The 23,664-nt window shown below is 64.1% G+C and carries 22 protein-coding genes; 16 read left to right on the forward strand and 6 right to left on the reverse strand.

Annotated elements, in window-relative coordinates:
* Window positions 1-65 precede the first annotated feature (65 nt).
* From mltG to fabD, 5 genes are all read right to left on the reverse strand, one after another.
* The gene (mltG, locus tag ACYG9R_RS02410; protein WP_023715070.1) at window positions 66-1,322 is read right to left on the reverse strand and encodes an endolytic transglycosylase MltG; all 1,257 of its coding nucleotides are present in this window, start codon (window positions 1,320-1,322) and stop codon (window positions 66-68) included.
* A gap of 202 nt (window positions 1,323-1,524) precedes the next feature.
* Window positions 1,525-2,787, reverse strand: coding sequence for a beta-ketoacyl-ACP synthase II (fabF, locus tag ACYG9R_RS02415; protein ID WP_023702951.1), 1,263 nt, complete (start codon window positions 2,785-2,787; stop codon window positions 1,525-1,527).
* Between the two features lie 34 nt (window positions 2,788-2,821).
* Window positions 2,822-3,058 (reverse strand): acyl carrier protein, encoded by a 237-nt coding sequence (locus ACYG9R_RS02420; RefSeq protein ID WP_006203723.1) that lies wholly within the window; start codon window positions 3,056-3,058, stop codon window positions 2,822-2,824.
* Between the two features lie 221 nt (window positions 3,059-3,279).
* Window positions 3,280-4,017 carry a 3-oxoacyl-[acyl-carrier-protein] reductase gene (fabG, locus tag ACYG9R_RS02425; RefSeq protein ID WP_023685686.1) on the reverse strand — a complete coding sequence of 246 codons (738 nt, stop codon included), beginning with the start codon at window positions 4,015-4,017 and terminating at the stop codon, window positions 3,280-3,282.
* A 60-nt stretch (window positions 4,018-4,077) separates the two neighbouring features.
* A complete protein-coding gene (fabD, locus tag ACYG9R_RS02430) occupies window positions 4,078-5,025 on the reverse strand; it encodes an ACP S-malonyltransferase (protein WP_023695599.1) in 948 nt (315 codons plus the stop codon).
* 277 nt (window positions 5,026-5,302) lie between these two features.
* Between fabD and ACYG9R_RS02435 the strand changes: the two genes are divergently transcribed.
* The 13 genes from ACYG9R_RS02435 (at window position 5,303) to ACYG9R_RS02495 (ending at window position 19,326) form a co-directional block, all read left to right on the forward strand.
* Entirely contained in the window at window positions 5,303-7,231 is a 1,929-nt protein-coding gene (locus ACYG9R_RS02435) for an LTA synthase family protein (RefSeq protein ID WP_023695600.1), read from the forward strand.
* 312 nt (window positions 7,232-7,543) lie between these two features.
* Entirely contained in the window at window positions 7,544-8,044 is a 501-nt protein-coding gene (rpsF, locus tag ACYG9R_RS02440) for a 30S ribosomal protein S6 (RefSeq protein ID WP_023672722.1), read from the forward strand.
* A complete protein-coding gene (rpsR, locus tag ACYG9R_RS02445; protein ID WP_006203718.1) occupies window positions 8,044-8,292 on the forward strand; it encodes a 30S ribosomal protein S18 in 249 nt (82 codons plus the stop codon). The genes rpsF and rpsR overlap by 1 nt, the downstream gene beginning before the upstream one ends.
* Before the next feature lie 267 nt (window positions 8,293-8,559).
* Window positions 8,560-9,147 carry a 50S ribosomal protein L9 gene (gene rplI / locus ACYG9R_RS02450; protein ID WP_023672721.1) on the forward strand — a complete coding sequence of 196 codons (588 nt, stop codon included), beginning with the start codon at window positions 8,560-8,562 and terminating at the stop codon, window positions 9,145-9,147.
* 186 nt (window positions 9,148-9,333) lie between these two features.
* The gene (locus ACYG9R_RS02455) at window positions 9,334-10,683 is read left to right on the forward strand and encodes an SAM-dependent methyltransferase (protein ID WP_023672720.1); all 1,350 of its coding nucleotides are present in this window, start codon (window positions 9,334-9,336) and stop codon (window positions 10,681-10,683) included.
* Window positions 10,684-10,841: 158 nt separating this feature from the next.
* Window positions 10,842-11,819: a small ribosomal subunit Rsm22 family protein gene (locus ACYG9R_RS02460; RefSeq protein ID WP_023672718.1), complete on the forward strand. Its 978-nt coding sequence runs from the start codon at window positions 10,842-10,844 to the stop codon at window positions 11,817-11,819.
* A gap of 221 nt (window positions 11,820-12,040) precedes the next feature.
* Window positions 12,041-13,534: a replicative DNA helicase gene (locus ACYG9R_RS02465; protein ID WP_023731144.1), complete on the forward strand. Its 1,494-nt coding sequence runs from the start codon at window positions 12,041-12,043 to the stop codon at window positions 13,532-13,534.
* Window positions 13,535-13,765: 231 nt separating this feature from the next.
* Entirely contained in the window at window positions 13,766-15,169 is a 1,404-nt protein-coding gene (gene radA / locus ACYG9R_RS02470; RefSeq protein ID WP_023672716.1) for a DNA repair protein RadA, read from the forward strand.
* Window positions 15,170-15,217: 48 nt separating this feature from the next.
* On the forward strand, window positions 15,218-15,883 hold the full coding sequence (locus ACYG9R_RS02475) for a CvpA family protein (protein WP_023672715.1): 666 nt from the start codon (window positions 15,218-15,220) through the stop codon (window positions 15,881-15,883).
* Window positions 15,884-15,991: 108 nt separating this feature from the next.
* The gene (purF, locus tag ACYG9R_RS02480; RefSeq protein ID WP_023672714.1) at window positions 15,992-17,473 is read left to right on the forward strand and encodes an amidophosphoribosyltransferase; all 1,482 of its coding nucleotides are present in this window, start codon (window positions 15,992-15,994) and stop codon (window positions 17,471-17,473) included.
* 30 nt (window positions 17,474-17,503) lie between these two features.
* On the forward strand, window positions 17,504-18,259 hold the full coding sequence (locus ACYG9R_RS02485; RefSeq protein ID WP_023824144.1) for an SDR family NAD(P)-dependent oxidoreductase: 756 nt from the start codon (window positions 17,504-17,506) through the stop codon (window positions 18,257-18,259).
* A gap of 77 nt (window positions 18,260-18,336) precedes the next feature.
* Window positions 18,337-18,966 (forward strand): hypothetical protein, encoded by a 630-nt coding sequence (locus ACYG9R_RS02490; protein ID WP_023727356.1) that lies wholly within the window; start codon window positions 18,337-18,339, stop codon window positions 18,964-18,966.
* Window positions 18,967-19,104: 138 nt separating this feature from the next.
* Complete coding sequence (locus ACYG9R_RS02495; RefSeq protein ID WP_023689120.1) at window positions 19,105-19,326, forward strand: hypothetical protein; 222 nt, start codon at window positions 19,105-19,107, stop codon at window positions 19,324-19,326.
* A 28-nt stretch (window positions 19,327-19,354) separates the two neighbouring features.
* Here the strand turns inward: ACYG9R_RS02495 and ACYG9R_RS02500 are convergent, their stop codons facing one another.
* On the reverse strand, window positions 19,355-19,861 hold the full coding sequence (locus ACYG9R_RS02500) for an OsmC family protein (protein ID WP_023824145.1): 507 nt from the start codon (window positions 19,859-19,861) through the stop codon (window positions 19,355-19,357).
* 289 nt (window positions 19,862-20,150) lie between these two features.
* Here ACYG9R_RS02500 and ACYG9R_RS02505 point away from each other — a divergent pair, with 289 nt between their 5' ends.
* The 3 genes from ACYG9R_RS02505 (at window position 20,151) to ACYG9R_RS02515 (ending at window position 23,653) form a co-directional block, all read left to right on the forward strand.
* A complete protein-coding gene (locus ACYG9R_RS02505) occupies window positions 20,151-21,656 on the forward strand; it encodes a S10 family peptidase (RefSeq protein ID WP_023735493.1) in 1,506 nt (501 codons plus the stop codon).
* Window positions 21,657-21,805: 149 nt separating this feature from the next.
* Window positions 21,806-22,693, forward strand: coding sequence for a DMT family transporter (locus tag ACYG9R_RS02510; protein WP_023689123.1), 888 nt, complete (start codon window positions 21,806-21,808; stop codon window positions 22,691-22,693).
* Window positions 22,694-22,744: 51 nt separating this feature from the next.
* The gene (locus tag ACYG9R_RS02515; RefSeq protein ID WP_023735495.1) at window positions 22,745-23,653 is read left to right on the forward strand and encodes a DMT family transporter; all 909 of its coding nucleotides are present in this window, start codon (window positions 22,745-22,747) and stop codon (window positions 23,651-23,653) included.
* Window positions 23,654-23,664: the final 11 nt, after the last annotated feature.

The raw sequence follows: 23,664 nt of genomic DNA on the forward strand, positions 1-23,664 counted from the left end.
AAGCAGCAGCGCGTCCGCCTCTGTCCGCGTCGCTTAAGGTCGATCCCTCTGAAAGCGCCGGCCTGCTACTGGGCGGCACCCGTATCGCCGGCATCACCGCTGTCACCGGCGGCATCGCCACTTGCGTCACCGTTGTCGTCGCCATCCGCCGGCGCATCGGTCTGGCCCGGAGTCTTGGCGCCCTTGGCGGCGTCTTCAGCCTGCTTCTTCTGCAGTGCCCGGTAGCGGGCAACGTTCTCATTGTGCTCGGCAAGCGTGGTGGCAAAGACGTGGCCGCCGGTGCCGTCGGCGACGAAATAGAGATCATCGGTCTTCGACGGGTTGGCGACGGCTTCGAGCGCGGCGCGGCCGGGATTGGCGATCGGCGTCGGCGGCAGGCCATTGATCAGATAGGTGTTGTAAGGCGTCTGTTTCTGGATGTCAGATTGATAAATCGGCCGGTCGGCGGGTTTGCCCTTGCCGCCGAACAGGCCGTAAATGATGGTCGGATCGGATTGCAGCCGCATGCCCTTGGCCAGACGGTTGAGGAAGACGGCGGCAACGCGCGAGCGCTCGTCGCCCCGGCCGGTTTCCTTTTCGACGATCGAGGCCAAGGTGACGAAGTCGTCGACATTGGCCAGAGGCAGGTCGGGCGCGCGCCGCTGCCAGACCTCGTCGACCAGCTTCTTCTGGTCGGCGAGCAGCTTGTCGACCATCTGTTGGCGCGTGGCGCCGCGGGTAAAGCGCAGCGTGTCGGTGGCGAGGCTGCCCTCAGCCGGCTTGGCGGCCGGCATGTCGCCGGTCAGCGCATCCTGCTCGGCGATGCGCTGCAGCGCCTGCTCGACCGTCAGGCCCTCGGGAATGGTCAGCGAATACATCACCGATTTGCCGCTCTTCAGAAGCTCCATGATGTCGCGCATGGAGGCGCGCGGCTTTATCTCGTATTCGCCTGCCTTCAGCGCTGAATCATTGCCATAGACCCGCACGGCGATGCGGAAGATGCGGGCATCGCTGATCAGCCCACGCCGTTCGAGCTGGTCGGCAATATCCTGGACGCCGGTGCTCGGCTTGACCAGGAAGGTGTCGCCGGCCACCGACGGGCCCGGTTCGTTGAATGCCTGCTTGCCGAAATAGAGCGAAACGCCGGCGGCGAGGATCATCAACATCACCGCGGAGATGACGAAGTTCATGAACACCACGACTTGGCTGCGCGAGGCGCGCGAGCGCTTTGGTGGTGGTGTGCCGGCTTCCGGGCGCAAAGCTTCGGCCGCGGTCTTCGGCACGATCGGGCCGGTCTGCTGGTTTTGTCCGAATTGTCCGCTGCCGCCCGGATTGGTGTTCATTAGCGCCCTACCATCTGATCTCTTAGAGCGACCATGCGCCCGATTGGACGCACAGCGTGCCCTAACATTTCAAGCCTACGCATCGTGCTTTTAAAAAAAGCGCCTTCGGTTTCAGGCCGATGCGACGAATCCCCAGCGGCAGAGTAGGCTTGAATATGGCAAAATTGACGACAGACCGCTGGCGCGCCGGTCGATACCGCAATCAGCCTGTATAACGCTGGAATACCAGCGAAGCGTTGGTGCCGCCGAAGCCGAAGGAGTTGGACAGCGCCACGTCGACCTGGCGATGCCGTGGCGTGTTCGGAACAAGATCGATCGCGGTTTCGCGTTCCGGGTTGTCAAGATTGATGGTGGCTGGCGCGATGTTGTCTCTGATAGCGAGGATCGAAAAGATCGCCTCGGCGGCACCCGCCGCACCCAGGAGATGGCCGATCGACGACTTGGTCGACGACATCGAGATTTTCGAGGCGGCGTTGCCGACCAGCCGCTCGACGGCGCCGAGTTCGATCGTGTCGGCCATGGTCGAGGTGCCGTGCGCGTTGATGTAGTCGACGTCGGCGGGCGTCAGCTTGGCCCGGTTCAGCGCCGCCGTCATGCATCGGAAGGCGCCGTCGCCGTCTTCGGCCGGTGCAGTGATGTGATAGGCATCGCCGGTCAGGCCGTAGCCGGTGACCTCGGCATAGATCTTGGCGCCGCGCGCCTTGGCGTGTTCGAGTTCTTCCAGCACGACGACCCCGGCGCCCTCGCCCATGACGAAGCCGTCACGGTCGCGGTCATAGGGACGCGAGGCCTTCTCAGGCGTGTCATTGCGGTCGGTGGACAGTGCCCGGCAAGCAGCGAAGCCGGCAAGCGATAGTCTGGTCACCGGCGATTCCGCGCCGCCGGCCAGCATCACGTCGGCATCGCCGAAGATGATCAGCCGGGCGGCATCGCCAATGGCGTGCGCGCCGGTCGAGCAGGCGGTGACGACGGCGTGGTTGGGGCCTTTCAGCCCATGCCGGATCGATACCTGGCCAGATACCAGGTTGATAATGTTGCCGGGAATGAAGAATGGACTGATACGGCGCGGTCCGCGCTCTTTCAGGATGATAGCGTTCTCGGCGATGCCCTCGAGGCCGCCAATGCCGGAGCCGATCATGACGCCGGTGGCGCAGCGCTCGGCTTCGGTGCTGGGCTCCCAGCCGGAATCCTTCAGCGCTTCGTCGGCGGCCGCAATCCCGTAAAGGATGAAGTCGCCGATCTTGCGCAGTTCCTTGGGCTCGAGCACGGCTTCGGGATTGAGCGTGCCGTTGGTGCCGTCACCGCGCGGAATGACGTGGGCGATCTTGCAGGCAAGATCTCCCACTTCGAACTCGGTGACGCGCTTGGCGGCGCTGCGGCCGGTCAGAAGTTCCTTCCAGCTGTGCTCGAAGCCCATGCCGAACGGCGAAACCAGGCCAAGGCCCGTGACGACGACACGCCTCATCGCAGGTCCTCCCCGGTGATGACTGCGGATAGTGTCAGGCTGAAGCCTTGTCGATGTACTTCACGGCATCGCCGACGGTCAGGATGGTCTCGGCCGCATCGTCCGGAATCTCGACGCCGAACTCTTCTTCGAAGGCCATGACGAGTTCGACCGTGTCGAGGCTGTCCGCGCCCAGATCATCGATGAAGCTCGCCTGCTCCGTCACCTTGTCGGCATCGACGCCAAGATGTTCGATGACGATCTTCTTGACGCGCTCTGCGGTGTCACTCATTTGGGGCATCCTCGTCTTTTGTTTGTCTGTCTTCGTTAGCGGGCAGAATGCCGCTAATCAAGCTGAAAGATGGTCCTGCCGGAAACGCAACGATGCCGGACCGGTTTTTGCCCGAACCGCCGGGTTGCGGGCCGCATTACACGAAAAATGGCTGAGGTCCAAGGCGAAATGGTCTCTTTTCACAAGCCGGCCATGTCTTCTTATCACCCGGCAATATCCTGTCAGATCATGGCCATGCCACCGTTGACATGGATGGTCTGGCCGGTGACGTAGGCTGCCTCGTTGGAGGCGAGATAGGCGACGGCCGACGCCACTTCAACACTCGTGCCCATGCGGCGCGTCGGGATCGCGGCCATTATCGCGTCTTTCTGCTTGTCGTTGAGCTTGTCGGTCATGGCCGATTCGATAAAGCCCGGGGCGACGCAGTTGACGGTGATGTTGCGGGTGGCGATCTCCTGCGCCAGCGACTTGGAAAAGCCGATCATGCCGGCCTTGGAGGCGCAATAATTGGTCTGGCCAGGATTGCCGGTGACGCCGACCACCGAGGTGATGTTGATGATGCGGCCATGGCGGCGGCGCATCATCGGATGGGTCAGCTCGCGGGTCAGCCGGAACACGGCGGTGAGGTTCACCTCCAGCACGCTGTCCCAATCCGCGTCCGCCATGCGCACGAACAGGCCGTCCTTGGTGATGCCGGCATTGTTGACCAGTATGTCGACGCCTTCGAGTTCGGCTTCGGCCTTCTGGCCAAGCGCCTTGACCTCGTCACGGTCGGCAAGATTGGCCGGGAACAGCTTTACCCGGTCGCCGAGTTCGCCGGCCAGGGTCTCCAGTTTCTCGATGCGGGTGCCGTGCAGGCCGACAATGGCGCCTTGCGCATGCAGCACCCGGGCAATCGCCTCGCCAATGCCGCCCGATGCGCCGGTGACGAGCGCCTTGCGGCCGGTCAGTTCGAACATTTTCGTCTCCTGATCTTAAGAGAACACCCTTCCCACGGGAGGGGTTGAATCGCCAGTGGATTATGCAAGCGCGGCCAGCGCCGCCTCGACTTCGGCCGGCGTGCCGACGGCCGATGTGGCGATGTCGCGGTTGATCCGCCGCGCCAGGCCGGAAAGCACCTTGCCGGCGCCGATCTCATAGAGCGTGGCGACGCCATTGGCGCCGAACCACTCCACCGTTTCGCGCCAGCGCACGCGCCCGGTGATCTGCTCGACCAGGCGGCGCGCGATCTCGTCGGGGTCGCTGGTCGGGGCTACAGTGACGTTGGAGACGACGGGCACGACCGGTGCATTCTTGGTCACGCCGGCCAGCGCCTCGCGCATGACATCGGCCGCCGGCGCCATCAGCGCCGAATGGAAGGGTGCGGAGACCTGCAGCATCAGCGCCCGCTTGGCGCCCTTTTCGGTGCACAGTTTCGCGGCGAGTTCCACCGCCGCCCTGGCGCCGGAGATCACCAGCTGGCCGCCGCCATTGTCGTTGGCGATCTGGCAGACCTTGCCGGATCCCGTTGCGGCCTCGGTGCAAGCGGCTTCGACGTCGGGCTGTTCCAGTCCGATGATCGCCGCCATGGCGCCCTCGCCGGCCGGCACCGCCGCCTGCATGGCGTTGCCGCGGATGCGCAGCAGCCGGGCAGCATCGGCGACCGAAACGAAACCGGCCGCGGCAAGGGCGGAATATTCGCCGAGCGAATGACCGGCAACGTAGGCAACCTTGTCCTTCAGCGAAAAGCCGCGCGCTTCCAGCGAGCGGATTCCCGCCAGCGAGACCGCCATCAGCGCCGGCTGGGCATTGGCAGTCAGGGTCAGCGCCTCTTCCGGGCCTTCCCAGATCAGTTTCGACAGCTTTTCGCCCAGCGCATCATCGACTTCCTCGAACACCCTGCGTGCCTCGGGGAAGGCGTCGGCGAGGTCCTTGCCCATGCCGACAGCCTGGCTGCCCTGTCCCGGAAAGGTGAATGCGACGGCCATTTGGGCGCTCTCCAGCGGCTGATTTTTACTGCCTGTGACGCAAGGCGGACCGCCAAGTCAAGCCCGGAGGGGGTATTTCGGCTCTCGCTTGAACCGGAGCTGACCCCGAGTCCCTGTTCCCAAAGGCTTTTTGCCGATCACACCTGATGAAAACCGCTCACGAATCGTTTGCTGGCTCTTCTTATTTTCGCCACAGGCGCTAGCTTTTGCATGACAGTTCTATGACAGAACGGTGGCGCGAGTGGAAATACGCGTTGCTTGGGCCGGGGGAAGAGACGTGGCTAGGATCAGGAAGGGCGCGGCCGTACCCGCGCCACAGTTCTTGGAAGACGATCCGTCCACCGGCTACCTGCCGGGGCGCAGATGGCCGGTCATCCGCTACGGTCTGGTCACGCTGCTTGCCTCCGCCATCCTTGTGTTCGCCATCGAATGGATCGTGCGCGGCGACTTCTTCGGCACGGTCGACTTCTTCCTGCAGCCATTCAAGCCGGGCTGGACCACCATCATTGTCTTTGCATTGGTGCTGATGGGACTGGACGCCGTGCTTGGCCGCAGTCACCAGAGCCTGATGATCGTGGCGCCGCTGACGCTGGCGCTGGCCTTTGTCGGGCATCAGAAGTCGCATTATCTCGGCGATCCGCTCTACCCAACCGATTTTCTTTATTCGCGCCAGATCATGGCACTGATGCCGCTCCTGGTGCGCGAACGGCCTTGGACGGCGCTCGCCATGGCGGTCGGCATCGTCGCCGGCCTGTCGCTGCTGATCTATGGCTGGCGGTTGTGGCGCCGCAAGGTTCCGATCCTCAGCCGCAAAGGGCGGCTGGCGCGGCTGACGCTGGCAGTGCCGCTGCTCGCCTTCTTCGTCTCAATCATGGACTACGCCACCTTCTCGTGGACCCGCGACCGGCTGCAGATCATCCCGATCATGTGGGACCAGAAGGAGAACTACGCCTCCAACGGGTTTGCGCTGGCCTTCGCGCTCAACGTGCCGATGGCGCATGTCTCGGCGCCGGCGGGCTATTCCGACAAGGCGATCGACGCGATCGACAGGCCTGCTGTGGCGGCCTCGGTACCGGATGAGAAACCCGACATCATCGTGGTGATGAGCGAATCTTTCTGGGATCCGACCAAGCTGCCCGGCGTCACAATCACGCCTGACCCGATCCCCAATGTGCGGGCGCTGCGTTCCGGCTATATGTTTTCGCCGGAATTCGGCGGCATGACCGCCAACATCGAATTCGAGGCGCTGACCGGCTTTTCCAATGCCTTCCTGCCGGCGGGCTCGATCCCCTACCAGCAATATGTGCGCACACCGACGCCGTCGCTGGCGACCTTCCTGAAAAGCGAGGGATACCGGGCGCGCGCCATCCATCCGGGCACCAACTGGTTCTGGAACAGGGGCGCCGTCTATGCCGATTTCGGCTTCAACGATTTCCGCTCGGAAGAGACGCTGCCGCCACTGGAAAAGCGCGGGCCGCTGGCTTCCGATGCGTCGATGACCGACGAGATCATCGCAGAGGCCGACGCCAGCGAGCGGCCGGTGTTCTTCTTCGCCGTCAGCCTGCAGAACCACGGTCCCTACGAGCCGTACCGCTATTACAATCCGACCCACAAGGTCGCGGCACCGATCAGCACATGGGCGCGGGAATCGCTGCTCAGCTACGCCGAAGGCTCCGCCGATGCCGACCGTGGCCTCGAACGATTGATCGAATGGGCGAAGAAGCGCGAGCGGCCGACGGTCATCGCCTTCTTCGGCGACCATCTGCCGCCGCTCGGCCCCGTCTATGTCGAAACCGGTTACCTGAAGGACAATGTCGCGCCGCGCAAGGAACCGACGCCGGAGGCGGCACTGGAGCATCATCAGACGCCGCTGGTCATCTGGTCTAACCGCACCGGTCCGGCGCAGGATATGGGCGCGGTGAGCCCGGCCTTCCTGCCCTACCACATCCTGACAACGGCCGGGATCACGCACCCCTACTACACCGGCTTCCTGGGCGCGCTGCGCGAACGCTATCGCGTCGTCGACCGCAATCTGCTTTTGACACCGTCAGGTGAGGCCACGCCGGACTGGGCGCGGCAGAAGGACGTTGATCCGGCGATCAACGACTTCCGCCTGCTGCAATACGACATGATGTTCGGCAAGCGTAAGGCGGCTCCGGACTTCTTCCCCGAAACGATCAACGGTGGTACCCCGCATACGAGTTGATGCCTGGTATTTTTCCAACCCTGCGACGCCAGGACGCTGTCCGGAGCATGCGTTACCCTTGCCTTCCAGCCAATTTGCTTTATAGACGCCCGCAATCTGCCGGTCCTTGCTGGGGGCTGAACGGAGGGCCGGAGGTTTTACCCAAAACCTTCGTGTGAAGCCAGAAGCGCTTCCGCCTCCCGTGTCTCCGCTCTCGACCGTCTCGAAATGCTCCTTTCTTCCCCGCCCCCTCGGGATCAGCGGGTCAGAGAAGTTGCAGAGGCTTTTGCCGCGAGGATCCGGGAGAGAAACGAAGAAAGGCACTGAACCACTATGGCTCTATACGAACATGTGTTCCTTGCCCGGCAGGACCTCTCGCAGCAGCAGGTCGATGCGCTTGTCGAACAGTACAAGGGCGTCATCTCCGCAAATGGCGGGTCCGTCGGCCGGGTCGAGAACTGGGGACTGAAGTCCCTCACCTACCGGGTCAACAAGAACCGGAAGGCTTACTACACGCTTATGGACCTCAACTGCCCGCCGGCAGCGCTCAACGAGATGGAGCGCCAGATGGGCCTGTCCGAGGACGTGCTGCGTTTCCTGACCGTCAAGGTCGAGGCGCATGAGGAAGGCCCGTCGGCCATGATGCAGAAGCGCGAAGAGCGCTCGGAACGCGGCGGCTTCGGCGACCGCGACCGTGGCGATCGTGGTCCGCGCTCGTTCGGCGACCGTGATCGCGGCGACCGTGGCGATCGTCCGCCGCGCTCATTTGGCGATGCCGGTGGCGATCGTGGTCCGCGCCGTCCGCGCGAAGGCGTTGAAGGAGGTGCAGAATAATGGTCGACATCAATCAGATCCCGACCCGGCGCCCGTTCCATCGCCGCCGCAAGACCTGCCCGTTCTCTGGCGCCAATGCGCCCAAGATCGACTACAAGGACGTGCGTCTTCTGCAGCGCTACATTTCCGAGCGCGGCAAGATCGTGCCGTCGCGCATCACCGCCGTCAGCCAGAAGAAGCAGCGCGAACTCGCCAAGGCGATCAAGCGCGCCCGCTTCCTCGGCCTGCTGCCCTACGTGGTTCGCTAAGATCTCCGAAGCAGGCGGTTCGCCGCCTGCTTCCTTCTCCCACGGCGACGGGCGCCGCAGGGGTAATTTGATGATGCATGTCGTTGTCCCAAAACCGGGCCCACTCTTGGCGACGTGCATTGAAATCCCGAGTTGAGGTGAAAAGCCTCTAACTGCCGCGACAGGCAGGACAGCGACACCGGCGCCAAGGCGCTCAGAGCTTCCTGACCTGTTCCATTCAATTCGGCGCCGATCCCGCGGTCGGTGCCCAGACGAAGGAACAAGACCATGCAAGTGATTCTTCTCGAACGCGTTTCCCGCCTCGGCCAGATGGGCGATACCGTCAAGGTCAAGGACGGCTTTGCCCGCAACTTCCTCTTGCCGCAGGGCAAGGCGCTGCGCGCCAACGAAGCCAACAAGAAGAAGTTCGAAGGGCAGCGCGCGCAGCTCGAAGCGCGCAACCTCGAGCGCAAGTCGGAAGCCAGCCAGGTTGCCGAAAAGCTCGACGGCAAGAGCTTCATCGCCGTGCGTTCCGCAGGCGAGACCGGCCAGCTCTACGGTTCGGTGTCGACCCGCGACATCGCCGACCTGCTGACCGCCGAAGGGTTCTCGGTCAACCGCAACCAGATCCAGCTCAACCAGCCGATCAAGACCATCGGCGTCACCAATGTGGCGATTGCGCTGCATCCGGAAGTCGAGGTCACCATCAGCCTCAACATCGCCCGCACGGCCGACGAAGCCGAGCGCCAGGCCAAGGGCGAGACGCTGACCACCGCCGAAGCCATCTATGGCGATGACATCAACGACAACGCACGGCCGGAGAACTTCTTCGACCCGAACACCGAGTTCGAAGGCGGCGAAGAAGACAACGCCTGATCCCGCACGGGGCCTGATCGGGAAGCGAGGGGAGCAGCGCTCCAATCACTTCCTCGTCATCCAGCCTTTCTGGACCAATGGCCGGGCCTCTCGCCCGGGCATTTTTGTGCCAAATGGAACTTTTCGAACCCCTATATATTGTTGCAGAATTGGTCCGCCAGTCTGACCGTGAGGGGACATTTGGTGATGAATATTCTGTTGAAGCGCGTTCTCGACCGCCTGGTGCGTACGGGCAATCTGAAAGTCACCGGGCCGAAGGGCTCGACAGTGGTTTTCGGCGACGGCAGCGGCGAGCCGGTGCATATGCACATCAAGACCGCGCATGCCGAGCGCGCCATTACCTTCGATCCGATGCTGGCCGTGCCGGAAGCCTATATGGACGGCGAACTCGACATCATCGAGGGCGGCGTACTGGGTATGATGCGCATCGCCTTCCAGAACATGGGCAGCGGCGGTATCGACGCCACCTGGTCGAAGGCCATCGAGGGTCTGCGCCACGCCTTTCGCCGCCTGCAGCAGATCAACACCGCATCACGGGCGCGCCGCAACGTGCAGCGCCACTATGATTTGTCGGGTGACCTCTACCGGCTCTTCCTCGACGACGACATGCAGTATTCCTGCGCCTATTTCGAACAGCCGGACATGACGCTCGACGAGGCGCAGATGGCCAAGAAACGCCATATCGCCGCCAAGCTCAGGCTGAAGGCCGGCCAGACCGTGCTCGATATTGGCTCCGGCTGGGGTGGGCTCGGCCTCTATCTCGCCAAGGCTTTCGATGTCGACGTCCAAGGCGTGACGCTGTCGACCGAGCAGCACGGCGTCGCCACCGACCGGGCGCATGCGCAAGGCTTGCAGGACCGCGTGCATTTCGACCTCAAGGACTACCGCGAACTCAACGAACGCTTCGACCGCATCGTCTCGGTCGGCATGTTCGAGCATGTCGGCGTCAACCACTTCCGCACCTTCTTCGACAAGTCGGCGACGCTGTTGAAGCCCGACGGCGTCATGCTCTTGCACACGATCGGCCGCTCCGGCGTGCCGTGGGCGACCAGCGCCTTTATCCGCAAGTACATTTTTCCGGGCGGCTACATTCCCTCGCTGTCGGAGGTGATGCCGGCGATCGAGAAGTCGGGGCTTGTGGTCACCGACATCGAGATTCTGCGGCTGCACTATGCCGATACGCTGAAGCATTGGGGCCAGCGCTTTGCCGCCAACCGGGACAAGGCCAAGGCCATCTACGACGAGCGCTTCTGCAGGATGTGGGAGTTCTATCTGGCGGCTTCGGAAGCCGCCTTCCGCTGGCAGGATCTGGTGATCTTCCAGATCCAGATCGCCAAGAAGAACGACACGCTGCCGATGACGCGCGACTACATGGCCAAATGTGAAAAGGCGCTCGAAATGCGCGAAATGGGGCATCGTCAGGAGGCGGCGGCCGCCGAGCCTGCTGTCGCCAGGTCCGTGCCTGCCAGGTCCGTTGCTGTCAGGTCCGTTGCGGCCAAGCCAGCGCGCCGTCGCAAGGTGGCGGATCGCGAATAACGCCTCGATTGCGTATTGCCGCTTGCCATCGACGGCTCTGACACTGAAAAAGGTCTCGTTCTCGCGAGACCTTTTTTAATGATCTGCCTGCCCACCATCGCCACCACCCTTGTCGAGTTCGCCGGCGCCTCGGTGCTCTCGCCACGCGGAGCCTGAGCGTGGAACTCCCCGCTTCGCTGCGACAAGGCGTCGAGCGCCTGCTCGAAACGACACCGCTGGCGGTGCTGCGCCAGGCGGCGAAGACGCTGTCTGACCGCTACCGCGCCGAATTGCGCGACGGCCGCCCGCACATGGCCGAAGAGATGGCGGTAAAAGCCTATCTGGCGACGCGGCTGCCGGCGACCTACGCGGCGGTACGGGCCGGTCTCGACGAACTCGCCTATGCGCGGCCCGATTTCCAGCCAACGAGCTTGCTCGATGTCGGCGCCGGTCCTGGCACGGTGCTTTGGGCCACTACAGATCTGTGGCCCGACCTCGAAGAGGCGGTTCTGGTTGAAGCAAGCGCCGCGGTGCGCAAGGTTGGCCAGTCGCTCGCCCTTGATACCATCGCCACCAGGATGGACTGGCGGGCCGGCGACGTGACCATCGACCTTGCCGATCTCAAGCCTGCCGACCTCGTCACCTGCGCCTATGTGCTGGACGAGATCGCGCCGGCATCGCTGCCGAAGCTTGTCGTCCGGCTCTGGCATTTGACCGGCGACACACTGCTGATCGTGGAGCCCGGCACGCCGGCAGGCTGGCAGCGCATCCTGGCAGTGCGCAGGCAATTGCTGGAGGCCGGGGCGCATGTGCTGGCGCCTTGTCCGCATGAGGCGCCCTGCCCGCTTGAGCCGCCCGACTGGTGCCATTTTTCGCGCCGCGTCGCCCGCTCGCGCCTTCATCGCCTGGCCAAAGACGCGGACGTGCCGTGGGAGGACGAGAAATTCATCTACGTCGCGGCGTCGCGGCAACCCGCGCCTGTACATCCGCCCCGCGTGATTGCGCCGCCGAAATCGGGCTCCGGCAAGGTGCTGCTCAAACTGTGCCAGCCGGATGGCGGCGCCGGCGAGACACTTTTCACCAAGCGCGAGGGCGAGCTGTTCAAGGCAGCGCGGCGGCTGGACTGGGGCGATACATTGGACGGAAGAAGCGGGTAATCACCGAGATTGTTCTTGCTCTGTTCCAACGACTCGGATAGAAGTCAGCGCCTTTCTGAGTCAACCGGAATCGGGGCGCGGAAACACTCTTCTGTGGACGGTTTGCCGCCCCTGTGAACAACGGGGCATCGAGGTTGATTGGTCGTGCGGTGATGCAGAAAGGTCAGCACCGATTTATCTCGTTCTGATATCGAGAAGCCGGGATCAAAATCGGGGACATCATGGCAGAGGCAGCGCGAAAATTCGGCGTGGCGGAGCAGCAACCGCTTTATCGTGAAGCGCCGAACAACATCGAGGCCGAGCAGGCGCTGCTCGGCGCCATCCTCGTCAACAACGATGCCTTCTACCGCGTCTCCGACTTCCTCAAGGCCGGCCATTTCTACGAGCCGCTGCACCGGAAAATCTTCGAGGTCGCAGCCGAGCTCATCCGCATGGGCAAGGTGGCGACGCCGATCACGCTGAAAACCTTCCTGCCGGCCGACGAGAAGGTCGGCGACATGACGGTGGCGCAATATGTGGTTCGTCTGGCGGTCGAAGCCGTCACCGTCGTCAATGCCACCGATTATGGCCGCGCCATCTACGATCTGGCCACGCGCCGGGCACTGATTACCGTCGGCGAGGACATGGTCAACATCGCCTATGACGCGCCGGTCGACATGGCGCCGTCCGAACAGATCGAGGATGCCGAGCGGCGGCTGTTCGAACTGGCCGAAACCGGCCGTTACGACGGCGGCTTCGAGAGCTTCACCGACGCGGTCAAGACCGCCGTCGACATGGCCAACGCCGCCTATATGCGCGACGGCCATTTGTCGGGCCTCGCCACCGGCATGCGCGATCTCGACCGCCGCATGGGTGGCCTGCAGGCGTCGGATCTGATCATCATTGCCGGCCGTCCGGGCATGGGCAAGACGTCGCTCGCCACCAACATCGCCTTCAACATCGCCGAGATGTATGAGCCGGCGCAGCAGGCCGACGGCTCGTTCAAGGCAGCCAATGGAGGCGTCGTCGGCTTCTTCTCGCTGGAAATGTCGTCCGAGCAGCTCGCCACCCGCATCATTTCCGAACAGACGGAAATTTCGTCGTCAAAAATCCGCCGCGGCGAGATTTCGGAGATGGATTTCGAAAAGCTGGTCGCCTGCTCGCAGACCATGCAGAAGATCCCGCTGTTCATCGACCAGACCGGCGGTATCTCGATCGCGCAGCTGTCGGCGCGGGCGCGGCGGCTGAAGCGTCAGCGCGGCCTCGACCTCATCGTCATCGACTATATCCAGCTGATGCAGGGATCGAGCGCGAAGTCCTCACAGAACCGGGTGCAGGAAATCACCGAGATCACCACCGGCCTCAAGGCGCTGGCCAAGGAACTCTCCGTTCCGATCATCGCGCTGTCGCAGCTGTCGCGTCAGGTCGAAAGCCGCGAAGACAAACGCCCGCAGCTGTCCGATCTTCGCGAATCCGGCTCGATCGAGCAGGACGCCGACGTGGTGATGTTCGTCTACCGCGAGGAATATTATCTGAAGAACCGCGAACCGAAGCCCGGCACCGACGAATACATCAAGTGGGAACACGAGATGAACGAGATGCGCGGCAAGGCCGAAGTCATCGTCGCCAAGCAGCGCCACGGCCCGACAGGTTCGGTCAGCCTCGCCTTCCAGGGCGAGTTCACACGGTTTTCCGACCTCGCCGAAGAGCATCATATTGCGGAGAGGTTCGAGTAGTCTGTTGAGAAAGGCCTCATTCCTCCGCACCCCCCTCTGTCCTGCCGGACATCTCCCCCTCAAGGGGGGAGATTGGATGTCATGTCGGCTTTCGCCAATTATCAACGTGGCACGGTGGGCGCCGAGACCAAAGCTGCTGATCTCCCCCCTTGAGGGGGAGATGGCCGGCAGGCCAGAGGGGGGTGGTGCCCCACCAGCCTTTCTAGCAACGCTCGAAGCAGGCCGCGCCTGATGGCTAAATCGCGCGTCCAGTTCATCTGCCAGAATTGCGGCTCGGTGCATCAGCGCTGGGCCGGTAAATGCGATGCTTGCGGCGAGTGGAACACGCTGGTCGAGGAAGGCACCTCGGGCGGCATCGGCTCGGGACCGGCCAACACGCGAAATGCGCGCAAGGGCCGCGCCGTGGTGCTGACCAGCCTGTCCGGTGACATCGAGGATGCGCCGCGGATCATCTCCGGCATTGGCGAACTCGACCGCGCCACCGGCGGCGGTTTCGTGCGCGGCTCGGCGCTGCTGGTCGGCGGCGATCCCGGCATCGGCAAGTCGACGCTGCTTACCCAGGCCGCAGCAGCATTGGCGTCAAAAGGCCACCGCATCGTCTATGTCTCGGGCGAGGAGGCGGTCGCACAGATCCGGCTGCGGGCGCAGCGGCTTGGCGTCGCCGACACGCCGGTCGAACTTGCCGCCGAGACCAATGTCGAGGATATCCTGGCAACAATAGCCGACGGCAGAAGGCCGGACCTCGTCATCCTCGATTCCATCCAGACGCTGTGGACCGACATGGCCGACTCGGCGCCCGGCACCGTCACCCAGGTGCGCGCCTCGGCGCAAGCGATGATCCGCTACGCCAAATCCACCGGTGCTGCCATCGTGCTGGTCGGCCATGTCACCAAGGAAGGCCAGATCGCCGGTCCGCGCGTCGTCGAGCACATGGTCGACGCCGTTCTCTATTTCGAAGGCGAAGGCGGCCATCACTACCGCATCCTGCGCACGGTGAAGAACCGTTTTGGGCCGACCGACGAGATCGGCGTCTTCGAGATGTCGGACAAGGGCTTGCGCGAGGTCGCCAATCCGTCGGAGCTGTTCCTCGGCGAACGCCACGCAAAATCGCCGGGTGCCGCGGTATTTGCCGGCATGGAAGGGACACGTCCGGTGCTGGTCGAGATCCAGGCACTGGTGGCGCCGTCCACATTGGGCACGCCGCGCCGTGCCGTCGTCGGCTGGGACGGCGCACGGCTGTCGATGATCCTTGCCGTGCTCGAAGCCCATTGCGGCGTGCGCTTCGGCACCCACGATGTCTACCTCAACGTCGCCGGCGGCTACCGGATTTCCGAGCCGGCGGCCGATCTGGCGGTTGCCGCTGCACTGGTTTCGTCGCTCACCGGTCTTGCCCTTCCCGCCGATTGCGTCTATTTCGGCGAAATCAGCCTGTCGGGCGCAGTGAGGCCGGTTGCGCATGCGCAGCAGCGCCTTAAAGAGGCCGAAAAGCTGGGTTTTGGAAGTGCGGTTCTGCCCTTGGGCAGCGAGGAGGTTGTCGGGGGGATAGGGGCCGGCGCTTTCCAGCCGACCGAACTTGCCGATCTCGTCGCACGCATAGCCGGCTCACGGCGCAGCCGTGTCGACGTGGAAGATTGACGCGGCTCGCCCGAGCCGTGAAAAGACAATCTGAGTGGGGCGAAAGACATGCCGATTACGCTGCTGGACGGAATTCTCGTCGGCTTCACCCTGGTCTCGGCGATGCTCGCCATGGTTCGCGGCCTGTCACGCGAAATCCTGTCCGTCGTGTCCTGGGCGGCTGCCGCCGCGGCGGCATTCTTCTTCTACAAGCCGGTGCTGCCTTACGTTCAGCCCTATGTCGAAAGCGACAAGATCGCCATGGCGGCATCCGCCGGCATCGTCTTCCTCATCGCGCTGATCGTCGTTTCCGTCATCACCATGAAGCTTGCCGACTGGATCATCGATTCCAGGATCGGCGCGCTCGACCGTACGCTGGGCTTCCTCTATGGCGCCGCGCGCGGCGTCCTCGTTGTCGCCGTGGCGCTGCTGTTCTTCAACTGGCTGGCCGGCGCCAAGGCGCCCGCCTGGATCGCCAACGCCAAGTCGAAGCCGCTGCTCGAGACCATCGGCGCCAAGCTGGAAAGCCTGCTGCCCGAAGATCCGGAAAACGCCATCCTGAAGAAGCTCAATCCGAATCAGCCGGCAGCCGAGACGCCTCCGGCGGCCGATGCACCGGCGGCGGATGCTCCGGCAACCGGTGACGATACGCCGGCGCCCGACGACGAGACCGACGCTCCGGCCGATAACGCACCCGCGCCCGCTGCTCCGGCTCCGGCCGCGCCGGCAAACTGATACGGACGGATGGTGCCTGACAGGCGCCATCCCGGCAGTTCCGGCCTGACTACGTTGCTTTCGCGGCGCTATCGCACTATATGGCCATTTTAGCGGAGCTTGAGCCCCATGGCAGTTTCGAAGGCAGACGCGGACGACGTGCTTTCCGCCGAAGCAGACGATCATTTCCACGACGAATGCGGCGTGTTCGGCATTTTCGGCCGGCAGGACGCTGCGGCCATCGTAACGCTAGGCCTGCATGCGCTGCAGCATCGCGGCCAGGAAGCGGCCGGCATCGTCTCCTATGACGGCACGCAGTTCCATGTCGAACGCCATGTCGGCCTGATCGGCGACACCTTCACCAAGCAGCACGTCATCGACAGCCTGCAAGGCAACCGTGCCATCGGCCACACGCGCTATGCCACGACCGGCGGCGCCGGCATGCGCAACATCCAGCCCTTCTTCGCCGAACTCGCCGATGGCGGCTTTGCCGTCGCCCATAACGGCAATCTCACCAACGCCATGACCGTGCAGCGCGCGCTGCAGAAGCAGGGCGCGATCTTCTCGTCGACCTCCGACACCGAGACGCTGCTGCATCTCGTTGCCACCAGCAAGGAACGCGATTTGAATTCGCGCTTCATCGACGCCGTGCGTCAGGTCGAAGGCGCTTTCTCGCTGGTCGCGATGACCTCCAAGAAGATGATCGGCTGCCGCGATCCGCTCGGCATCCGCCCGCTGGTGCTCGGCGACCTCGACGGCGCCTGGATCCTGGCCTCCGAAACCTGCGCGCTCGACATTATCGGCGCCCGCTTCGTGCGCGACCTGAAGCCCGGCGAAATGGTCGTGGTGACCTCGAAGGGCATCGAGAGCCTGTTCCCCTTCGAGCCGCAGAAGACCCGCTTCTGCATCTTCGAATATGTCTATTTCGCCCGCCCGGACTCCTCGGTCGAAGGCCGCAATGTCTACGAAGTGCGCAAGCGTATCGGCGCCGAATTGGCGCAGGAAAGCCCGGTCGAGGCCGATATCGTCGTGCCGGTGCCGGATTCCGGCACGCCGGCGGCAATCGGCTTCTCCCAGGCGGCAGGCATCCCCTTCGAACTCGGTATCATCCGCAACCACTATGTTGGCCGAACCTTCATCCAGCCCGGCGATTCGATCCGCCATATGGGCGTCAAGCTCAAGCACAACGCCAACCGCCGGATGATCGAGGGCAAGCGCGTGGTGTTGGTCGACGATTCGATCGTGCGCGGCACCACCAGCCAGAAAATCGTGCAGATGGTGCGCGACGCCGGCGCCAAGGAAGTGCATATGCGCATCGCCTCGCCGCCGACCAGCGCGTCGTGCTTCTACGGCGTCGACACGCCGGAGAAGTCGAAGCTTTTGGCATCGCGCATGTCGATCGAGGAAATGGCCGAGTTCATCCGTGTCGATTCGCTCGGCTTCCTCACCATTGACGGGCTCTACCGCGCCGTCGGCGAAGCCAGCCGCGACAATGAGCAGCCGCAATTCTGCGACGCCTGTTTCACCGGCCAGTACCCGACCCGCCTGCTCGACTTCGAAGGCCACGACAATGTGCGCACGCTGTCGCTGCTGGCGAACAACGGGGCGTAAAGCCCAACTGCTATCCTTGAAAGCGCTCGCATGACCCTCGACCTCTCCGGCCGCGTCGCGGTCGTTACCGGCGCCTCGCGCGGCATCGGCTACTTCATCGCCAGGGAACTTGCCGCCGCCGGCGCGCATGTCATTGCGGTTGCCCGGACCGTCGGCGGGCTGGAAGAACTCGATGACCAGATCAAGGCCGAGCGCGCGAAAACCGGCAAGGGCGAAGCGACGCTGGTGCCACTCGACCTCTCAGACATGGCCGGCATCGACCGGCTGGGCGGGGCCATTCACCAGCGTTGGGGCAAGCTCGACATTCTGGTGGCCAATGCCGGCGTGCTCGGCGTCATCTCGCCGATCGGCCATGTCGAGGCCAAAACCTTCGAGAAGGTAATGACCATCAATGTCACCTCGACCTGGCGGCTGATCCGCTCGGTCGACCCGCTGCTCAGGCTGTCCGACGCCGGCCGCGCCATTCTCATGTCCTCCAGCTCCGCGCATTCGGCGCGCGCCTTCTGGGCGCCCTATGCGGCGTCGAAGGCGGCGGTGGAAGCCATGACGCGTTCCTGGGCGCATGAGACGCAGAGCCTGGCGCTCCGCATCAATGCCGTCGACCCCGGCGCCACCCGCACCGCCATGCGTGCACAGGCCGCGCCCGGCGAGGATCCGGAAACGCTGCCGCATCCCTCAGAGGTGGCAAAACGCATCGTGCCGCTGGCGAGCCCCGAGCTGAAAGAGACGGGGCTGATCTTCCAGGTCAAGAACAACCGCTTCGTCGCCTACCGGCAGCCGGAATAAACCGGGTTGTAGCGGGATTAAACAGGCCTCCAGTTACGTTTCTTCGAATGTAGGACATTCGAAACCGGAGGACCGACATGCGTAGACTTCTTCTCGTTGCCGCCGCCGCGATTGCCGCCACAGCCGGCGTGGCGCTGGCGCAAGACGCCAAGATGAGTTTCTTCGTCACCAGCGTCGGTTCCGGCAAGGGCGCCGATCTCGGCGGTCTCAAGGGTGCCGACGCGCATTGCGCCTCGCTGGCGGAAGCGGCTGGGGTTACCGGCAAGGAATGGCACGCCTATCTCTCGAGCGCCAATGTCGATGCGCGCGACCGTATCGGCAAGGGTCCCTGGGTCAACGCCAAGGGCGAGAAGATCGCCGATGACGTCGCCTCGCTGCACAGCGACGCCAACGCCATCACCAAGCAGTCGGCGCTGACCGAGAAGGGCCAAGTGGTCAATGGCCGCGGCGACAAGCCGAACCGGCACGACATATTGACCGGCTCGAAGCCTGACGGCACCAAGATCGCCGACCAGACCTGCGGCGACTGGACCTTGAGCGGGGCGGAGGGCGCGGCGATGATGGGCCATCACGACCGCACCGGCCTTGATGAGTCGGCGGCGGCGAAATCCTGGAACTCCTCGCATGCCTCGCGCGGCGGCTGCAGCCAGGAGGCGCTGAAAGGCACCGGCGGCGATGGCCTGTTCTACTGCTTTGCCGCGAACTGAGAGAAGTCTGGGGGAGCGGTTCGTTCACGGGTCTGTGATGATCCGGCAGGCCCCCTCCCCCCTCGCCCTGCTTTCGCCATCAGCCGGGAGTTGCTAGGGTCGGCCCGACTCCGACACCCAGCAAAGCGAGGAATTCCCATGGCTGCTCCCAGCGTAGCATTGGTCTGGTACCTGGTGATCGCCGGCCCGCAAGGCGGCATGGTGGTGCTGCCCAGCACCTTCGACACCCGCGAACAGTGCACAAACGCGATTACCGAATATCAGAAGCAGCCGACGCCGGCCGGCTGGGCGGTCAACTGCGTGCCGAGCGCCTCCCCGTTTACCGATGAGGGCGACGCGGAAGAGCCTGCGGCGCAGTAGCGTGATCTCCCCCCTTGAGGGGGGGAGATCAGGCGCGCGCCTTCACCGTCAGCTCCGGCTTGCTGTTGATGGTCTGGAAGACCACGCAATAGCGTTCCGTCAGCTTGATCAGCGCGTCGATGCGATCCTGCGGCTCATCCGTGTCGAGGTTGAAATTCAACCGGATGGCGCGAAAGCCCACGGGGGCGTCCTTGGCCACGCCCAGCGTGCCGCGAAAGTCGAGATCGCCTTCGGCCTCGACGGTGGCTGCGCCGAGTTTGAACTCTAGTGCGGTGGCCACCGCCTTCAGCGTCACCCCGGCGCACGCCACCAGCGCCTCGAGCAGCATGTCGCCCGAACACAATTCGAGCCCGGAACCGCCGGTCGCCGGATGCAGGCCGGCGACCGCCAGCGCCCTGCCCGTCTCGACCTTGCAGGCAATCGACTGGTCGTCGATGGAGCCTTTGGCGCGAAGCGTGATCAGCGCTTGCGAGGAATCGTCGCGATAAGCCTCCTTGATCGGTGCCTGCATGGCCTTGAGTGCGGTGGCGTCCATGTTGCATTCCTTTTCGAGTCCGTCGCGCTTTGATAGCACTGATATGCCAGCGAGACAGCGCCCCCCTCTGGCCCGGCCACCTCCCCACAGGGGGGAGATCTGCAGCTTCGCCGATGGCGCTTTCTACGCCGGCGATTAGCGAAGGCGGTCGCGACATCCAATCTCCACCCCTGTGGGGGGAGATGTCCGGCAGGACAGAGGGGGCTGAAGGAATGCTACCTCACGAAGAGTTACTTTGACTTCGACCGCCCCGGCCATACCTAAGCAGAGTCATTCCCGCGGAGACATCATGCCGTTCAAGCTGAAACTGATCTCGCTTACCCTGTTGGTGCTTGCAGCCTTCGCGCAGCCAGTCCTCGCCGAAACGCCCGAGCGCCCCGCACCGGCAGGCGGCGTGCTGTCGCTGCTGCCGGCACCGCAGACGACCAGCCATTCAATCACCATTGCCGGGCGCAAGCTGGACTATCAGGCAAAGGCCGGCACGCTGTCGCTGCTATCCGGCAAGGGCGAGGTCACCGCGGAAATCTTCTATGTCGCCTACACGCTGCCGCCACTGGCGGGCGCGGAGAAGGCTCGCCCCATCACCTTCGTCTTCAATGGCGGCCCGGGCGCGGCATCCGCCTATCTGCATCTCGGCGCACTCGGCCCGCGTGTCGTCGCGACCGGCGCCGATGGCCAATTCCTGCCGCCGCCGCAAAAGCTGATCGACAATCCCGACAGTTGGCTCGACATGACCGACCTCGTCTTCGTCGATCCGGTCGGCACCGGCTACAGCCGCGAGGCCCCCGGCCAGGACACGAAAGATTTTTGGGGCGTCAGCCAGGACGCCAGTTCGATCGGCGCTTTCATCCGGCTCTATCTCGCCCAGAACGGCCGCACCGGATCGCCGCTCTTCCTCGCCGGCGAAAGCTATGGCGGGTTCCGCGCGGCACTTCTCGCCAGGACCCTGCAGGAAGATGTCGGCCTGAGCCCCAACGGCATCGTGCTGATCTCGCCTGCACTGGAGTTCACGCTGGTGCTGCCCGACGAATTCCAGCCACTGCATTGGGCGCTGGAACTGCCCTCGCTGGCGGCGGTGCGCCTGCGCAGCGAAGGCCTCAGCGGCGAAGCACTGCGCGAAAAGCTCGCCGAGGTCGAAAAGTATGCGCTGGGCGACTACCTCACGGCTCTGACCGGCGGGCTGGAACAGGGCGGGCGGCTGGCCAGCCAGCGCGTGGCCGAGATCACCGGCCTGCCGCTCGACCTCGTGCAGCGCAATTTCGCCCGCATCCCGACCGGCCTGTTCGCGCGCGAATTCCAGCGCGCCAGTGGCAAAGTGCTCAGCCCGTATGACGGCACCATCGCCACCAGCGACATCGCCCCGGAAAGCGCCCGCAGCGCCGGCCCGGATCCGGTGCTCGACCGCAGCGTGCCGGCGCTGACCTCGGCCTTTGTCGGTTATGCGCGCGACGAGCTGAATTTTCGCACCGATGTCAGCTACAGGTTGCTCAATGGCGATGTGACCCACGCCTGGGACTATGGCGGCTCGCGGCAAGGCTATGCCGGGGTGATGGACGATCTGCAGCGGGCGCGCTCGCTCAACCCAGGGCTCGGCGTGGTGATCGTCAACGGTGACACCGATCTGGTCACGCCCTATCTGGCCTCACGCTATCTGGTGAGCCAAATCCCGACGCTGGGCGGGGCAAAACCCATCCGTCTCGACGTCGTCGAAGGCGGCCACATGATGTATCTCAGGCCGGGCGGCCGGCGCGCCCTGAAGGAGGCCGCTTCGGAGCTCTACCAGGCAACACAGTGAACGGCGTGCCCACGCTGTCGGCCAGGCTGCGCCAACGCAAGCTTGCCACTGGCGTAGCGCCCCGCAGGCTTTCGCCCGTATAGCCTGCAATGGGAGCCTGATTGGGGCAGGCTTCTTCTTCGTCCTCTTGACAGCGCCGGACACGCCGCATGGCCGATATTGCCATTCTGGAAACCCGCGAAAGGGTGCTTGCCGGCATCCTGTTCACCGGCTGCGCCTATTTCCTGTTTTCGACGCAGGACGCCGCGATCAAGCTTCTGGTCGTCGGCATCAGCGTCTGGCAGATCATGTTCTTCCGCTCGATCGCTGTGCTTATCGGCTGTGCTGCAATCGGCGGACCGCCCATCTTTGCCGACACAATGCGCTCGCCCATCGTGCGGCCGATGCTGGTGCGCAGCGCCTTCACGCTCGGCGCCTGGCTCTGCTACTACAACGCCGCCCGCTCCCTGCAGCTGGCCGAACTCACCACCATCTATTACGCCGCCCCGATCATCGTCACCGTGCTGTCGGTGGTGATGCTTGGCGAAAAGGTGCCGCTGTTGCGCTGGCTGGCGGTGTTCATCGGCTTCGTCGGCGTCTTCATCGCCTGTGATCCCACTCGTCTCGGCTTGTCCGTGCCGATGCTCTTGGTACTGGCTGCGGCAGTGCTGTGGGGCATTGCCGTGGTGCTTTTGCGCAAGACGGCGCTGGCCGAGCGCACGCTGATCCAGCTTGTGCTCAACAATTTCTACTTCCTGGTGTTTTCCACGGTGCCGGCGCTGTTGGTCTGGCAGATGCCGGACTGGCGCCAGTTGCTGCTTTTGATCAGCGTCGGCGCGCTCGGCGGCGTGGCGCAATTTATGCTGTTCGAAGGCATGAAGCGGGCGCCGGTGTCGATCGTGGCGCCGTTCGAATACACCTCATTGGTCTGGGCCTTCGGGCTCGGCTTTGCGATCTGGGGCGACGTGCCGCGTCGCGAGGTGTTTCTGGGGGCGGCGTTGATCGTCGGCGCCGGCCTGCTGATCATCGGCAACGAGCATTTCCGCAAGCGGCTATGAGTACCCCGTGCTGACAGCATGGTGGCAGGAGAAGACGGATAGGCTGCTGAGATGACGGAAGCGCTCGACGGCCCAGGCACCACAGATACCGCTGCCGAGCGTACGCTCGGCATCATGCTGGTGGCGGCCTCGGCGGCTTTCTTCGCCCTCACCGGCGTGCTGACCAAATCGATCCACGCCGACCCGCTGATCATCACTTGCTGGCGCGGCTTTGTCGGCGCGATCCTGATCACCTTCTATGTGCTGTGGCGCCGGCGCCGCTCCGGCGGGCGGGAAAGCTTGCGGCTTGGCTGGCGCGGCTGGTTGCTGGCCCTCGAGGGCGCCGCGGCCAGCATCGCCTTCATCTCGGCGTTCAAATTCACCTATGTCGCCAATGTCGCGGTCATCTACGCCACCGCGCCCTTCATCACCGCGCTGCTCGCCTTCGTGCTGGTGCGCGAGCCGTTCCGGGCGCAGACGCTTGCCGCCGCCGCCGTTTCGCTGTGCGGCGTGGCGATCATGGTCGGCTCCGGCTTCGGCAGCGGTCATCTGTTTGGCGATGGGCTCGCGCTGCTGATGACCGCCGGCAGCGCGCTCTACATGATCATGGTGCGCGCCTTCCGCGACACGCCGGTGGTGTGGGCGGGCGCAGTCTCGGCGCTTCTGCTGTTCGTGCTCGGCTGGTTCGTCACCGACCCCCTGGCGATTTCTGCTCGCGACGCCGTGCTGCTCGTCGCCTTCGGAGGATCGTTTGCGGCGGCGTCGATCCTGTGGACGGAAGGCTCGCGGCTGATCCCTGCGCCTGAGTCCGGCCTTCTCGGTGCCGCCGAAGTGCCGTTTGCGATCCTGTTCGCCTTCCTGTTCCTCGGCGAGATCGCGCCGGCCGCCAGCCTGATCGGCGGCGCCATAGTACTGTGCGCGGTTTTCGCCCATGCGGGCCGCGACTGGCTGGCCGCGAGAAAAAGTGCGGCAACCCAATAATTATTTTCCAA

Source organism: Mesorhizobium sp. RSR565B (assembly GCF_054719465.1).

Excerpts from the sequence above, each read along its gene's own strand:
- ACYG9R_RS02490 (WP_023727356.1), top strand. The coding sequence starts at position 18,337 with ATGCGTAGACTTCTTCTCGTTGCCGCCGCCGCGATTGCCGCCACAGCC.
- ACYG9R_RS02465 (WP_023731144.1), top strand. The coding sequence starts at position 12,041 with ATGGCAGAGGCAGCGCGAAAATTCGGCGTGGCGGAGCAGCAACCGCTT.
- ACYG9R_RS02455 (WP_023672720.1), top strand. The coding sequence starts at position 9,334 with ATGAATATTCTGTTGAAGCGCGTTCTCGACCGCCTGGTGCGTACGGGC.
- ACYG9R_RS02505 (WP_023735493.1), top strand. The coding sequence starts at position 20,151 with ATGCCGTTCAAGCTGAAACTGATCTCGCTTACCCTGTTGGTGCTTGCA.
- fabF (WP_023702951.1), bottom strand. The coding sequence starts at position 2,787 with ATGAGGCGTGTCGTCGTCACGGGCCTTGGCCTGGTTTCGCCGTTCGGC.
- purF (WP_023672714.1), top strand. The coding sequence starts at position 15,992 with ATGGCAGTTTCGAAGGCAGACGCGGACGACGTGCTTTCCGCCGAAGCA.
- fabG (WP_023685686.1), bottom strand. The coding sequence starts at position 4,017 with ATGTTCGAACTGACCGGCCGCAAGGCGCTCGTCACCGGCGCATCGGGC.
- rpsR (WP_006203718.1), top strand. The coding sequence starts at position 8,044 with ATGGTCGACATCAATCAGATCCCGACCCGGCGCCCGTTCCATCGCCGC.
- ACYG9R_RS02485 (WP_023824144.1), top strand. The coding sequence starts at position 17,504 with ATGACCCTCGACCTCTCCGGCCGCGTCGCGGTCGTTACCGGCGCCTCG.
- radA (WP_023672716.1), top strand. The coding sequence starts at position 13,766 with ATGGCTAAATCGCGCGTCCAGTTCATCTGCCAGAATTGCGGCTCGGTG.
- ACYG9R_RS02475 (WP_023672715.1), top strand. The coding sequence starts at position 15,218 with ATGCCGATTACGCTGCTGGACGGAATTCTCGTCGGCTTCACCCTGGTC.
- ACYG9R_RS02495 (WP_023689120.1), top strand. The coding sequence starts at position 19,105 with ATGGCTGCTCCCAGCGTAGCATTGGTCTGGTACCTGGTGATCGCCGGC.
- fabD (WP_023695599.1), bottom strand. The coding sequence starts at position 5,025 with ATGGCCGTCGCATTCACCTTTCCGGGACAGGGCAGCCAGGCTGTCGGC.
- ACYG9R_RS02420 (WP_006203723.1), bottom strand. The coding sequence starts at position 3,058 with ATGAGTGACACCGCAGAGCGCGTCAAGAAGATCGTCATCGAACATCTT.
- ACYG9R_RS02500 (WP_023824145.1), bottom strand. The coding sequence starts at position 19,861 with ATGGACGCCACCGCACTCAAGGCCATGCAGGCACCGATCAAGGAGGCT.
- rpsF (WP_023672722.1), top strand. The coding sequence starts at position 7,544 with ATGGCTCTATACGAACATGTGTTCCTTGCCCGGCAGGACCTCTCGCAG.
- ACYG9R_RS02510 (WP_023689123.1), top strand. The coding sequence starts at position 21,806 with ATGGCCGATATTGCCATTCTGGAAACCCGCGAAAGGGTGCTTGCCGGC.
- mltG (WP_023715070.1), bottom strand. The coding sequence starts at position 1,322 with ATGAACACCAATCCGGGCGGCAGCGGACAATTCGGACAAAACCAGCAG.
- rplI (WP_023672721.1), top strand. The coding sequence starts at position 8,560 with ATGCAAGTGATTCTTCTCGAACGCGTTTCCCGCCTCGGCCAGATGGGC.
- ACYG9R_RS02515 (WP_023735495.1), top strand. The coding sequence starts at position 22,745 with ATGACGGAAGCGCTCGACGGCCCAGGCACCACAGATACCGCTGCCGAG.